This window comes from Haloarcula rara, from assembly GCF_029338235.1.
In the GTDB taxonomy this organism is placed as follows: Archaea; Halobacteriota; Halobacteria; order Halobacteriales; family Haloarculaceae; genus Haloarcula; species Haloarcula rara.
This window is the reverse complement of sequence record NZ_CP119785.1, coordinates 2,732,086-2,744,449: the sequence shown is the minus strand read 5'-3', so window position 1 is coordinate 2,744,449 and position 12,364 is coordinate 2,732,086. Positions and strand designations below refer to the sequence as shown.

14 protein-coding genes are annotated in these 12,364 nt (G+C 66.8%); all 14 read right to left on the bottom strand.

The window, feature by feature from the left end; all coding sequences use genetic code 11:
• Positions 1–10 precede the first annotated feature (10 nt).
• The 14 genes from idsA3 to P1K32_RS14595 all read right to left on the bottom strand — a co-directional run bounded on the left by idsA3 (position 11) and on the right by P1K32_RS14595 (position 12,355).
• A complete protein-coding gene (gene idsA3, locus P1K32_RS14660; protein ID WP_276250438.1) occupies positions 11–1,051 on the bottom strand; it encodes a geranylfarnesyl diphosphate synthase in 1,041 nt (346 codons plus the stop codon).
• Positions 1,052–1,053: 2 nt separating this feature from the next.
• Positions 1,054–2,400 (bottom strand): RNase J family beta-CASP ribonuclease, encoded by a 1,347-nt coding sequence (locus P1K32_RS14655; RefSeq protein ID WP_276250437.1) that lies wholly within the window; start codon positions 2,398–2,400, stop codon positions 1,054–1,056.
• A 275-nt stretch (positions 2,401–2,675) separates the two neighbouring features.
• Complete coding sequence (locus P1K32_RS14650) at positions 2,676–3,869, bottom strand: hypothetical protein (protein WP_276250436.1); 1,194 nt, start codon at positions 3,867–3,869, stop codon at positions 2,676–2,678.
• A 46-nt stretch (positions 3,870–3,915) separates the two neighbouring features.
• Complete coding sequence (locus P1K32_RS14645) at positions 3,916–4,659, bottom strand: isopentenyl phosphate kinase (RefSeq protein WP_276250435.1); 744 nt, start codon at positions 4,657–4,659, stop codon at positions 3,916–3,918.
• The gene (mvk, locus tag P1K32_RS14640) at positions 4,656–5,639 is read right to left on the bottom strand and encodes a mevalonate kinase (RefSeq protein WP_276250434.1); all 984 of its coding nucleotides are present in this window, start codon (positions 5,637–5,639) and stop codon (positions 4,656–4,658) included. Before mvk ends, P1K32_RS14645 begins: the two co-directional genes overlap by 4 nt.
• 52 nt (positions 5,640–5,691) lie before the next feature.
• Positions 5,692–6,069 carry a ribbon-helix-helix domain-containing protein gene (locus P1K32_RS14635; RefSeq protein ID WP_276250433.1) on the bottom strand — a complete coding sequence of 126 codons (378 nt, stop codon included), beginning with the start codon at positions 6,067–6,069 and terminating at the stop codon, positions 5,692–5,694.
• Between the two features lie 79 nt (positions 6,070–6,148).
• A complete protein-coding gene (locus P1K32_RS14630) occupies positions 6,149–7,486 on the bottom strand; it encodes a cytochrome P450 (RefSeq protein WP_276250432.1) in 1,338 nt (445 codons plus the stop codon).
• A gap of 96 nt (positions 7,487–7,582) precedes the next feature.
• The gene (locus tag P1K32_RS14625; protein ID WP_276250431.1) at positions 7,583–8,953 is read right to left on the bottom strand and encodes an outer membrane protein assembly factor BamB family protein; all 1,371 of its coding nucleotides are present in this window, start codon (positions 8,951–8,953) and stop codon (positions 7,583–7,585) included.
• Positions 8,954–9,003: 50 nt separating this feature from the next.
• Positions 9,004–9,384 (bottom strand): DUF5518 domain-containing protein, encoded by a 381-nt coding sequence (locus P1K32_RS14620; protein WP_276250430.1) that lies wholly within the window; start codon positions 9,382–9,384, stop codon positions 9,004–9,006.
• Between the two features lie 48 nt (positions 9,385–9,432).
• Complete coding sequence (locus P1K32_RS14615) at positions 9,433–9,804, bottom strand: DUF5518 domain-containing protein (RefSeq protein WP_276250429.1); 372 nt, start codon at positions 9,802–9,804, stop codon at positions 9,433–9,435.
• Positions 9,805–9,961: 157 nt separating this feature from the next.
• Positions 9,962–10,780, bottom strand: a complete 819-nt coding sequence (gene rpsB, locus P1K32_RS14610; RefSeq protein WP_276250428.1) for a 30S ribosomal protein S2 — start codon at positions 10,778–10,780, stop codon at positions 9,962–9,964.
• The gene (gene eno, locus P1K32_RS14605; RefSeq protein ID WP_276250427.1) at positions 10,777–11,982 is read right to left on the bottom strand and encodes a phosphopyruvate hydratase; all 1,206 of its coding nucleotides are present in this window, start codon (positions 11,980–11,982) and stop codon (positions 10,777–10,779) included. Before eno ends, rpsB begins: the two co-directional genes overlap by 4 nt.
• The gene (locus tag P1K32_RS14600; RefSeq protein ID WP_135303168.1) at positions 11,979–12,158 is read right to left on the bottom strand and encodes a DNA-directed RNA polymerase subunit K; all 180 of its coding nucleotides are present in this window, start codon (positions 12,156–12,158) and stop codon (positions 11,979–11,981) included. Before P1K32_RS14600 ends, eno begins: the two co-directional genes overlap by 4 nt.
• Entirely contained in the window at positions 12,155–12,355 is a 201-nt protein-coding gene (locus P1K32_RS14595; protein WP_166970841.1) for a DNA-directed RNA polymerase subunit N, read from the bottom strand. Before P1K32_RS14595 ends, P1K32_RS14600 begins: the two co-directional genes overlap by 4 nt.
• Positions 12,356–12,364: the final 9 nt, after the last annotated feature.

The window sequence follows — 12,364 nt, the reverse complement described above, 5'->3', positions numbered from 1 at the left end:
GTGTCGCCGCTCAGTACTCGCGTTCGACCAGGTAGTCCGCGATACCGGACAGCAGGTCACGCGCCTCGTTGTCCGGGAGGACTTCGAGGTTCTCCTTGCCGCTGGTGACCAGCTCCTGGGCGCGAGAACGGGCGTACTCGATAGAGCCCGCCGTCCGGAGCGTCTCGACGGCCTCGTCGATTTCGGCCTCGGAGACCGCCTCGACGGAGTCGGTGTCGACCAGGTTCGCGACGTCGACGCCCTGCTGGCGGGCGTGCAGCGTCACGAGCGTCTGCTTGTTCTCGACGAGGTCAGACCCCCGCTGTTTGCCGAGCTTCTCGGAGGGCGTCGTCAGGTCGAGCAGGTCGTCCTGAATCTGGAACGCCCGCCCGACGTCGAGGCCGTGGTTGTACAGCGCCTCGACGGTCTCCTCGTCGGCGCCCAGCAGGGTCGCCGGGATGGCCGCCGCCGCGCCATACAGCACAGCGGTCTTGAGCTCCACCATCTCGAGGTACTCATCGGGTGTCACCGCATCGCGTGCCTCGAACTCGATGTCGAGCGACTGGCCCTCACAGATTCGCGTACAGGTCTCGGCCAGGCGCCTGTTCGCGGCGACGGTCCGGTCGTGGGCCGCGCCGGTCGAAAGCAGGAATTCGAAGGCCTTCGAGTACAGCGTATCGCCGGCCAGAATAGCCGTCGAGAGGTCGTACTCCTTGTGGACGGACGGGACCCCGCGTCGGAGGTCGTCGTCGTCCATGATGTCGTCGTGGATGAGGGTAAAGGTCTGGATGACCTCGATGGCGATAGCCGCCGACAGCAGGTCGGCCTCCCCGTCGTCGAGCGTGGGAAACGCGCGGTAGTCGGCCTCCGGCGGTTCGACGGAAAGCAGCGACTCACCGACCAGGAGGAGGACCGTCGGACGAAGCCGCTTCCCGCCGGCGTCGAGCAGGTATCGAGTCGCCTCGTAGAGTCCCTCTGGCCGGGTGACCGGTAGCTCCTCCGGGAGCGCCTCGTTAATCCGCTCGCGACGGGCGAGGATTGCTTGTTCGACCTGCTGATGGCGTTCTGACATACTTATTCGGTGAGCTGGATCATGTTCCCGTTGCGGGTGATATGCAGGTCACGACCGACCTTGAGCCCGAAGTCCTCGGCGAGGTCGACGTACGGCGAGAACCCTTTGAGGCTCTGGTGGGCCGGGATGACGTGCTGTGGCTGCAAGGCGTCGAGCATCTGGTAGTGCCCCTCCTCGCGGAGGTGGCCCGAGACGTGGATGTCGTCGTAGATGCGTGCGCCCTGCATGCCCAGGAGCTTCTCGGACTGGTAGCGCTGCCCCTCGTTGGTCGGCTCCGGGATGACCCGGGCCGAGAACAGCACCTTGTCGCCGTCGTCCAGTTCGTAGGGCGTCTCGCCGCGACCCATACGGGTGAGCATCGCGCGGGGCTCGCCCTGGTGGCCGGTGACGATGGGCAGGAAGTTCTCCTTGCCCTCGTTCATAATCCGCTTGAACGTGCGGTCGACGGACTTGCGGTGGCCGTACATTCCGAGGTCGTCGGGGAAGTCAACGAAGTCCAGTCGTTCCGCAGTCCCCGAGTACTTCTCCATCGAGCGACCCAGCAGGACCGGCTGGCGGCCCATGTCCTCGGCGAACTCGACGAGGCTCTTCACGCGGGCGATGTGCGAGGAGAACGTCGTGGCGACGATACCGCCGTCGTAGTCCTCGATGCTCGTCATCACGTCCTTGAGGTGTCGTCGAGCGACGGACTCGGACGGTGTTCGACCCTTCTTACCGGCGTTGGTACAGTCCTCGATGTAACAGAGCACCCCTTCGCCCTCGCGGCCGATCTCCCGGAACCGCTTCATGTCGATAGGGTCGCCGATGACCGGCGTGTGGTCCATCCGCTTGTCGAGGCCGTAGACGACGGCGCCCTCGGGGGTGTGGAGCACGGGGTTGATGGCGTCGATGATGGAGTGTGTGACGTTGACGAACTCGAGTTCGGTCCGCTCGCCGATCTGCATCGTCTCGCCGGCCTCCATCTTCTGGAGGTCGTTCTGGACCCCGAACTTCTCTTCGCCCTTGATTTGCTGTTTGACCAGCTCGATAGTGAACGGCGTCGCGACGATGGGGGCATCGTAGCGGTGTGCCAGCTTCGAGATGGCGCCGATGTGGTCCAGGTGACCGTGAGTCGGCACGATAGCTTTCACGTCGCCTTCGAGTTCGGACATAACCCGGTCGTCCGGGATGGCGCCCATGTCGATGAGGTCGAGCGAGTGCATCCGCTCGGTCTCGACGTTGTCGTGAATCAGTACCTTCGAGAGGTTCAGGCCCATGTCGAAGATGACGACGTCGTCGCCCGCTCGGACGGCCGTCATCTGTCGGCCCACAGCCTCGTATCCGCCAATTGTTGCGATTTCGACTTCCATGGTTATAGCTCCGAGTAGGAGCCGCCCGCGAGCACGCGGTCGGGGCTGGCAACGACGGTAACGGCTGAAACGGCGTCTCGGTTCCTGTGGACGACGAGGCCGGCCGGGTGTCGCCCGTAGCCTCGCTGTCCGTCGCAGAGGACTCGCGTCCCGACGACTGGTCCCGTCGTCTGCCGGCCGCCGACCCGTCGCGGGCGGCCGTGCGCTCGGTTATCAGCGCCTACAACGCGAGTTCATAAAACGGTGTGGGTTCCGCCCTCGCGAGTCGTCGGCGACTACGAGTCCTCGAGCGCGTCAGAGAGGGGATCGCTATCGGATTTCGTCTCGAAGGGTGTCGATTCGCCGGGCTCGTCGTCGGGGTCTTCGGGACCCTCGTCGTCACCGCTGTCACCCTCCGGTGTCTCCTCGTCCCCGGAGAACAGACCCGAGACGTCCTCGACCGACTCCTCTCCGCCGTCGTCGTCCGTCTCGCCGAAGAGGTCATCGGCCGTCCGGGGGGTGTCCGGTGACTCGTCGCCGCTTTCTTCCATCTCCCAGCCCGGCGACTCTTCGGCAGACGAGGACTCGTCTGTCGGGCCCGTGGCCCCGGAGTCATCGGCCTCGCTTTCGGCGGGCACCGCCGTCTCGAACTCCGACGGGTCCGGCGGCGACCACTCCTCTGGCTGGGTCTCTGTCGGTCCGGAGTCGCTCTCTGTCGTCCCAGCCGACTCGGGGTCGCTCGCTGCTATCCCATCGTCCTCACCGGCTGTGGTCGACTGTTCGACCCACTCGGTCGAGTCGGTCGTCTCCGTCGGGGACTTCTCGGTCACGGCACCGCTCTCGTCGTCCAGTACGGGTTCGTCGGGCCGGGGCGCAGCGTCCGCGGGCGTGACCGCTTCGTCAGTTCCGGTCGCGTCCGCTGGTGGTTCGGGCTGGCTCTCTGGCTCAGGGGACTCGACGACGGTCTGTTCGTCGGTGGAAGGCTCCGGCGGCGAGTCGGTCCCAGTCCCGCCCTCGGCGGGTTCCGGTTCTTCCCGGACCGTCTCGGTAACGTCATCGGTGCCGTCGGACGATGACTCGTCGTCCACTGTGTCGGTGGCCGGTGGGGCTGCACCTGTGGCTCCGGCAGTATCCTCAGTGGTGTCATCGTCGGTAGCCGCCTCCTCGTCGTCGGTCGCGTCGGCCGTCTCGGTGGCCGCCACGTCGACCGCCCGGCCCTGCACGAGGCCGGCCATCGTCGCGTCGGCGACGAGTTTGTACGCCAGCCCGGACAGTCCCGACAGGAGGAGCAACACGCCGATAGCGACGAGCGCGATAGCCGCCACGACGGGACCGGTCGCCCCGCCACCGGTGACGGAGCTGAGTCCCTGCGTGCCCACGATGGCCACACCGCCGCCCACGAAGACACCGGCGACCAGCGTCACCGCGAGGAGATAGCCGACGAAGCGGACACCGTATCGGTAGACATCTGATAACCCAGCAGCAGACATAGTCGCACAAATGATAACTGCGGTCAAATAGGTTACGACGGCAGTATCACGCGTTGTTACCAGCGACGGTCGTCCCGGGGTCGCCGCCGGCGAGGAAGGTGCCGAGGGCTTCGGGGCCGAAGACGTGGGCCGGCGATGAGAGGGCGAGCAGCGCCCGTATCTTCCCGGCCATCCCGCCCGATACGTCCGTCGCCTCACTGGCGCCCAGCGCCGACGCCACCTCGTCGAAGGCCGTTATGCGGTCGATAACCTCGCCCTCGTCGTTGAGGACGCCCGGGACCGTCGAACAGACGCCGACCCGGTCGGCCTCGACCGCCGGGGTGAGTTCGACCACGAGTTCGTCGCCGCTCAGGACAGTGGTCCCCTCGCCCCGGTGGGCCACGAGGTCACCGTGGAGGACGGGGACAAAGCCCTCCGCGAGCAGCGTCCGAACCTGTTCGGTCGGGAGGGCCAGCGCCCCCGCGGCATCTCGACTCGCGGCCGAGAGCGGGTGGACCGGGACGGCGGGGACACCCCGCTCGGCCAGCGCCGTGACGACGGCGTCGTTGAGCCGTTTCATCGCGCCGTGGATGGCCGTGACCCCGGCCGCGTCGTGGGTCCCTTCGGTCGTGCTGACGCCGTACTCGGCGGCGTGGTGGTGGCCGAAACTGCCGCCCCCGTGGACCACGACCAGCCGCTCGTCGCTGGCTGCGACGGCGTCGGCGGCCGACGCGAGCGCGTCGTCGTCGACGGTCTCGGGCTGGTCTTTCTCGGTGACGACGCTCCCACCGAGTTTCAGGACGACGGTCACTCCGCCCGGACCCCCTCGGTGTCCAGTGCCGCTCGGAACGCCTCGTCACAGCCCGGCGTGTACTTCAGTGCCGTCAGTGCGGCGTCCGTCTCGTCGAGGGCGACGATACAGCCCCCACCGCCGGCGCCGGTGAGCTTCGCGCCCACAGCGCCCGCGTCGCGGGCCGCCCAGACCATCGTATCTAGCGAGCGAGAGGACACCCCCAGCGCCCCGAGTAAGCCGTGATTGAAGTCCATCAGCTCGCCCAGCGTCTCCGTGTCCTCGGTCCTCAGTACGGCCTCGCCCTCCCGGACGATATCACCGATTGTCTCGACGGTGTCGGCCGCGAAGTCGTACTCCTCGCGGAGCTCGCGGACGCCCGCGACGAGCTGTCCGGTGTCGCCGGCCCCGCCGTCGTAGCCGATGACGAACGGCAGGTTCCCGACCCCATCGACGCGACGGCAGTCGTCGCCCTCGACGCGGACCGCCCCGCCCATCGCCGAGCAGAACGTGTCCGCGCGGGAGGCCTCCCCGTCCTGGACCGCCGCTTCCACCTGATAGGCCCGGTCGGCTATCTCCTCGGGCGACAGTTCGACGCCCAGTTCGCGACAGCCCGCGTCGATGGCCGCACAGGCGACCGCCGCCGACGAGCCAAGACCCGCACCCAGCGGAATATCGCTCTCTATCCATATCTCGAAGCCCGCATCGGGCGCGTCTGCTGCGTCCCTGACCTGGGCGACGGCCTCGTTGACGTAGCCCGTGGCCGCCTCCACCAGGGAGTTCTCCGCGTCGACGTCGGGGTGGTCGGTGTCGTCGCCGACGTACTCGACGGTGAAGCCGTCGAGCTGGAGGTCCTCGGCGTGGACGACCAGCCCTTCGTCTATCTCTTCGGCCGTGACGCGGGCCCGGCGTTCGATGGCACACGGGACCGCCGGTTCGCCGTAGACGACTGCGTGCTCCCCGAACAGGTACACCTTGCCGGGAGCGCTCGACGTGACCATACCCCAGCCTGTGCGTGCAGGGTGTTAGGTGTTTTCGGACGCAGGCCGGCGGTCAGCGATATGCCTCTAGCAGGTCGTCGAGCAACAGACAGCGCGGGTCGGTCACGGGGTAGGCCGTATCGATGTACTCCTCGGCGGTCTCGATATCGCCCCGGACGGCGTACTGCCTGACACGCGCCGCGTTCTCGTAGAAGGCCTCGTTCAGTTCGGCGTCGTCGTGGCCGTCAGCGGTCGCCGGCCCCGAGGCGAACAGTTCGCTCCGTATCTCATCGAAGTCGACCATCTCGGCCTCGTACTCGCCGAGTTCCGAGAGGACGTACTCCACGGCGAAGCGCTGGAACTCCGACTTGCTCGAGAAGACGTCGTCCTCGACCATCTCCTCGACGCGGTCCATCACCGCCTCGGGGAAGCGAACTGTTGATTTGACCACGTTGTTCGACCCAGACAGTGCGTGATTATAAATTCACCTCAGCGTGCAAGCTTTCCAACAGTTCGGACCCGGCGGCGAGTTACCGCTCGCGGACCCGGAACGACATCTCCTGGCGGGGATGGGCGGTGAGCGAGGGCATCAGTTCCAGCGGCGTCTCGCCCAGAAACTCCAGTTCGTACTGCTGGGCCGTCGCCGCGACGATGAGCTGGGCCTCGAGCATCGCCAGGTGCTTGCCGATGCAGTGGCGCGGGCCGCCGCCGAAAGGGAAGTAGGCAAAGCGGGGCCGCTCTTTCGCTCGCTCCGGTCGCCACCGCTCCGGGTCGAACGTCTCGGGGTCGTCGTAGAACCGCTCAGAGCGGTGGACGCCCCACTGTGGCAACATCAGGGTCATTCCCTGCTCGATGGGGTAGCCCGACAGCGTCACGTCCTCGGTGGGCTCGCGGAACATCACGTACACCGGCGGGTACAGCCGCATCGCCTCCTGGATGACCCACTCCAGATACTCCAGTTCCCGGACGTGTTCCATTCCGGGGCGGCCCTCGCCGACGACCGCGTCCAGCTCCTCGTGGACCCGTCGCTCGATGTCGGGGTGCTCAGAAAGCAGGAACCACGTGTAGGTCAGCGTCAGCGCCGTGGTGTCGTGGCCCGCAAGCAGCATCGTCATCATCTCGTCGCGCAGTTGCTCAGGGCTCTCGACGCCGTCGTCGCGGGCGCGGATGAGCACCGACAGGAAGTCCATCGGGCCGTCGTCGCCGCTGCCGGCCGTCCGCTCGCGCACCGCGATAATGTCGTCGAGAATGCCATCGAGGGTCTCGACGGCCGCGTCGAACTCGGCGTCGTCGGGCATCGGCATCCACTCCGGCGCGGCGAAACGCAGCGGGTCCGGCTCGAATCGCTGGCCCAGCGGGAGCAGCTGTTCCTCTATCGTCTCGACGCGCTCCTCGCTCAGCTGGACACCCATCATCAGGTCGAGGATGACATCGAGCGTGGTCCGTGTCATCGCCCGCTCGACGTTGACCACGTCCCCCTCAGACCAGTCGGCCAGCCGGTCTTCGGCGTGGTCGGTGATGCGGTCGGCCATCCCCGCCAGCCGGCGCATCGAGAACGCCGGGTTCGCCAGCTGACGCTGTTGCTCCCAGGTGTCGCCCTCGGAGAGCAGCAAGCCATCGCCCAGCAGGTCCCCCAGCGCGTCGCCCTGGAAGTCCGGTTTCCGGAATCGGTCGGCCTCCGAGACCAGCACTCGCTCGATAGCGGTCGGGTCCGACAGCATCACCGTCTCCAACGGGCCCATGTCGAAGTAGGCCACGTCGCCGTATGCGTCCTCTAACGCCGAGATAAATCTGAACGGGTCCGAGGCGTAGGTCCGACTGCTCCCGAACAGCGGTTCGCCTTTCGGTCCGGGTGGCGTTTCTGCCATTGGGCCGGGTTAGGACTCAACACGTTTGAATTGCGTGCCAAATGGGACCGAGACGGCGCAGTTCCCACGCGGAGTGGCGTCCCCACGACGGCCCTGCTACTCGAATGCGTACACCCAGCCATCGAGGTCGCCGACGTAAACGGTGCCGTCGTGGACCGCGGGGCTACTGACGACTGACCCGGCTGTGTCGACGCTCCACTCCGTGGTTCCCGACTCCGCGTCGAGCCCGACGACACTGCCATCCGTCGTCCCGACGTACGCCGTCTCCGAGACGACCGCCGGACTGCTCCTGACCGACAGGGACCGTTCCCACTCGACGGTCCCAGATTCGGTCTCGAGCCCGACGAATCGGTCACCACCGACGAGGGTGCGACCGTCCGCCACCGCCGGACTACCCATCAGCACAGTCGCGACCTGAAGCCGCGACTGGGGCGGTTCCGCCGCGGCCCCATCGGTCCGCGAGGGAGTGCCAGCCTGCCACACACGTTCACCGCTCGCGGCGTCGACGGCAGCCGTATCCGGATACTGACCGACGTAGAGGACCCCGTCGACCACTGCGGGACTGCTCGGGACGGTCCTGGTGGTCTGGAGCCGTTCGACACCGGTTGTCGAGTCCCCACCGGACAGGCGCTCCACTCGGCTCCCGTCCGTACCTGCAGCGGTGTCGAACCGGGACGACCACTGTGGCTCCCCGCTGTCCGCGTCGACGGCGTACAGCTCTTTCGCAGTGGCGACGTACACCGTGCCGTCGTCGACGGCTGGCGTACTCACGGCGTCACCGGCGGACTGTGCCTGCTGGCCGCCAACGGACAGTCGATTCTCCGATGGGTCCCGCCGACCGTTGCGCTCTGTTGTCCCGGCCAGCTCGCGTCGCCACCGTTCCGCACCGGTCCTCTCGAATGCGAGCAACGTACCCTCGTTGTCCCCGACGTAGACGGCGTCGTCCACGACGGTGGGGCTGCTGGTAACTGGGCCGGGTGTGTCGACCTGCCACTCCTCTGAACCGTCGGCCGCCGCCAGCGCGTAGAGACCGTCACTGCCTCCGACGTGTACGGTCCCGTCGACCACTGCAGGGCTACTTATTCCGGCTTGTCCGATCTCCGTATTCCAGCGCACCCGGCCACCGTCGCCGAGAGCGTAGACGACCCCGTCCACCGAGCTGACGTAGACACTGCCGTCGACGACTGCGGGGCTGGACCGTACCGGACCGTCAGTCTCGACGCGCCACGTCTCTGTACCCTCAGCGGTCGGTCCCGTACCGTCCGGTCGGTGGCCGGTGTTCGCCGCGTCGTAGCGGAACATCGGTATCCCGCCTTTTGCCCCGTCGGCTGATTCGTTCGTTTCGGTCCCCGAGATAGTCGGCGTGGACGACGGGGACGTCTGCCCAGAACACCCGGAGAGCGCGGCCGCACCTGCCAGTGAAAGCGTTTTCAGCAGGCGCCGCCGGGTCAGTCGTCGGTCGGTCATACGGGAACATTCTCCCTGATAATTAAAGTATCTTTGCGGCCCGGAACGAGCTACAACCACCGAACCGGGTCGAGGTTCCAGTCGGTGTTCCCTCTGGCCCACACGCCGCCCAGCCCGCCGAGGGCACTCAGCCCGACGGTGTACACGAGGAAGAACCCGAACACGATAGCGAGGAAGACACCGTACCCCGGTGACGACGGTGAGATACCGACACCCAGCAGTCCGGCGACGAACAGCGACGGGACGAACAGCGCAAGCAGCGGAATCATGGCGGCGACCCCGGCCAGCGTCCCGACCCACAGGCCGCTCCGGTAGCCACCGCCGTGGCGGTTGGCCGCGACGGCCCCGCCCACGACCGAGGAGAACGGGAAAATAGAGAGCGCCAGCGTCACCAGCGCGCCCCAGCCCGCGTCGACGAAGGTCTCACGCATACCGATGGGTGTCGACGTCGGCGGATATATAATGTGGTGGCCGCCCGCTCAGATGTCGAGCTCGTACTTCGCGTAGTTGCCCAGCCAGCCGCCGAGCGCACTCAGCCCGACGGTGTAGAGCGCGCTCATGACCGCAGCGAAGAAGAAAAACAGGAGGCCGAAGGCACCGAACGCCCCCGGCGCGCCCGAGCCGACGTAGAACACGCCGAAAAAGAGGACGAAGAGCCCGAAGAAGACGGCACCGACCACCAGGCCGAGGACCCCCGAGATAGCCCCGACTCGAAGCCCGTCCGAGCGGGTCCCGCCCTCGAGGTAGCCGGCGACTGCCCCGCCCAGCAGCGTCGAAAAGGGGACGAAACTCAGGACGATGCTCACGACGGCGCCGATGACGGCGTTGAGGAGGGTGTCGTGTTCTGCCATCGCCGCTCGCTACACCGTCGGGGGTAGTATGGCTTTGGGTGAGTGAAAACCCGATTACAGTCACACGTCCCAGCGAGCGTGGCCAGCACGCTCGGTCCGTGGTCAATACGGCCGCTGTCGGCACTGGTGGCCGTCGCGAAAAGGGAAAATCGACCGATCAGAGTTCGGATTCGAAGTCGTCCAGACCGTAGGACGGCTCGGCACCGCGGCGGTCGAGCGTCTCGTTGGCCAGCAGCCAGTAGACGACCGACAGCGCCTTTCGCCCCTTGTTGTTGGTCGGGACGACCAGGTCCACGTTGGACGTGGTGTTGTTGGAGTCACACATAGCGATGACAGGGATGCCGACCGTGATGGCCTCCTTGACGGCCTGGGCGTCGCCGATGGGGTCGGTGACGACCACGACGTCCGGCTCGATGTAGCCGTCGTAGTCCGGGTTCGTCAGCGTCCCGGGGATGAATCGACCCGTGCGGGCTCGAGCGCCGACGGCGTCGGCGAACTTCTCGGCCGGGAACCGGCCGTACTGGCGCGAGGAAGCCACGAGAATCTGCTCGGGCTCGTAGTTGGCCAGGAAGTCCGCTGCGGTCCGAATCCGGGAGTCCGTCATCGAGACGTCCAGCACGTAGAGCCCGTCGGTCCTCACACGATGGATGAACCGCTCCATGTCCTGGGTCTTCTGCTGGGTCCCGATGTGGACACCGGCGCCCAGGTAGTCCTCGACGGGGATGAGGAGGTCAGCCTCGCTCTGCTCGTCGGGCATGACGTCCTCGTCGAGCTGGGGGGCGTCCTCTTCCTCGGCTTCGGCTGCCACCTCGTCGGCGGCCTCCTTGTCAGCTGTTGCTGCCTCGGCCTCGTCGGCGTCGGCGGGCTGTTCGACTTCTTCGGTCTCCGCGTCGGCGTCGGGCTCTGCCTCGTCCTCCTCGGACGGGTCGAACTCCGACTCCTCTGCGTCGAGACCTTCTTTCTCGTTGCCGCTCATACTGCGTTGTCCTCGATACGGATGAGTTCGTTCAGCTTGGCAGTGCGCTCGCCACCGACGGCGCCCGTCTTGATGAACGGCGCGCCGGTCGCCACGGCGAGGTGTGCGATGGTGGTGTCCTCGGTCTCGCCGCTGCGGTGGGAGACAACGGACTCGAAGCCGTTCTCGGTCGCCAGTTCGATAGCGTCGACGGCGTCCGAGAGCGTCCCGATCTGGTTGGGCTTGATGAGGATGGAGTTGCCAGCACCCTGCTGGATACCGGTCTGCAGGCGCTCGACGTTGGTGACAAAGAGGTCGTCACCGCAGATGAGCGTCTGGTCGCCGACTTCGTCGGTCAGCTCGGCGAAGGCCTCGTAGTCGTTCTCGTCGAGGGGGTCCTCGACGTAGACGAGGTCGTACTCCTCGACCTTCTCGGCGATGTAGTCGATCATCTCGTCGGTCGACTTGACGCCGTCGTCGAAGACGTAGCCGTCCTCCTCGTCGTCGTACAGCTCCGCACCGGCGACGTCCAGACCGAACTGGATAGCGAAGCCGACGTCGTCCGCGACGGTCTCGACGGCCTCGGCCATAATCTCGAAGGCCTCGTCGTCCGAAACCGACGGCGCCCAGGCGCCCTCGTCGCCCTTGCCAGCCGGGATACCCCGGTCGGCGAGGATGTCGTGGACTTCCTGGTGGACCGCCGCGTTGGCGAAGACGGCCTCTTCGACGCTCGGCGCGCCGATGGGAGCCGACAGGAACTCCTGGATGTTGGTGGCGTCCGCGGCGTGTTCGCCGCCGCCGACGATGTTACCCAGCGGCGTCGGGAACTCGTTGCCACGGAAGGTGCCACCGAGGTGCTGGTACAGCGGGGCGCCGAGCACGTCGGCGCCGGCCGCGGCGGCCGCCATCGAGATGGCGACGGCGGAGTTGGCGCCGATGCTGGAGAAGTCGTCCGTGCCGTCTGCGGCCCGGAGCGCGTTGTCGACGTCGCGCTGGTTGCCGGCGTGAACCTCGCCGACGAGGCGGGGAAGCGCATCTTCGCGAGCGTTCGCGATGGCTTCCTGAGCCGGCAGTTCCAGAGCCTCGTACTCGCCGGTGCTTGCGCCGCTCGGTGCCTTGCCGCGACCGAAGCCCCCACTCTCGGTGAGAACGTCGGCCTCGACTGTCGCGTTGCCACGCGAGTCGAGGACGCGGCGGAGTCGGATGTCAGTGATTAGCGTCATTTGTGGTCACCTCGTTTGACGGTGAACGGAAGGACGCCAGCGTCGTACTCCTCGGCCGCGATGAGGATGGGCTGGGTGTGTTCCGTCTCGATGAGCACGGGTGCGCCGTGGGCCAGCTGGAGCGCTCGCGCTCCCAGTTTGCGGGCCTTCTCGTATCGGCTTTCCTGTGCGTTCATTGATAGGGAGCGACGATGTCGACCAGGTCTTTGTGCGAGACGAGCATCCGGCGACAGCAGTGTCGCTCGACGCCGAGCTCGTCGAGGACCATCTCGGGGTCCTCTGGCTCTTCGGCCTCGCGGGTGCGGGCCTTGAACTCCTCCCAGTGCTCGCCGACGACGTTACCGCACGTGAAACACCGGACCGGTACCATCATATCCTGGTC

Bases quoted from the DNA above. Each gene is read 5' to 3' on its own strand.
- P1K32_RS14655 (WP_276250437.1), bottom strand. From the start codon at position 2,400: ATGGAAGTCGAAATCGCAACAATTGGCGGATACGAGGCTGTGGGCCGA.
- P1K32_RS14650 (WP_276250436.1), bottom strand. From the start codon at position 3,869: ATGTCTGCTGCTGGGTTATCAGATGTCTACCGATACGGTGTCCGCTTC.
- rpsB (WP_276250428.1), bottom strand. From the start codon at position 10,780: ATGAGCGGCAACGAGAAAGAAGGTCTCGACGCAGAGGAGTCGGAGTTC.
- P1K32_RS14625 (WP_276250431.1), bottom strand. From the start codon at position 8,953: ATGACCGACCGACGACTGACCCGGCGGCGCCTGCTGAAAACGCTTTCA.
- eno (WP_276250427.1), bottom strand. From the start codon at position 11,982: ATGACGCTAATCACTGACATCCGACTCCGCCGCGTCCTCGACTCGCGT.
- P1K32_RS14620 (WP_276250430.1), bottom strand. From the start codon at position 9,384: ATGCGTGAGACCTTCGTCGACGCGGGCTGGGGCGCGCTGGTGACGCTG.
- mvk (WP_276250434.1), bottom strand. From the start codon at position 5,639: ATGGTCACGTCGAGCGCTCCCGGCAAGGTGTACCTGTTCGGGGAGCAC.
- P1K32_RS14615 (WP_276250429.1), bottom strand. From the start codon at position 9,804: ATGGCAGAACACGACACCCTCCTCAACGCCGTCATCGGCGCCGTCGTG.
- P1K32_RS14595 (WP_166970841.1), bottom strand. From the start codon at position 12,355: ATGATGGTACCGGTCCGGTGTTTCACGTGCGGTAACGTCGTCGGCGAG.
- idsA3 (WP_276250438.1), bottom strand. From the start codon at position 1,051: ATGTCAGAACGCCATCAGCAGGTCGAACAAGCAATCCTCGCCCGTCGC.
- P1K32_RS14600 (WP_135303168.1), bottom strand. From the start codon at position 12,158: ATGAACGCACAGGAAAGCCGATACGAGAAGGCCCGCAAACTGGGAGCG.
- P1K32_RS14630 (WP_276250432.1), bottom strand. From the start codon at position 7,486: ATGGCAGAAACGCCACCCGGACCGAAAGGCGAACCGCTGTTCGGGAGC.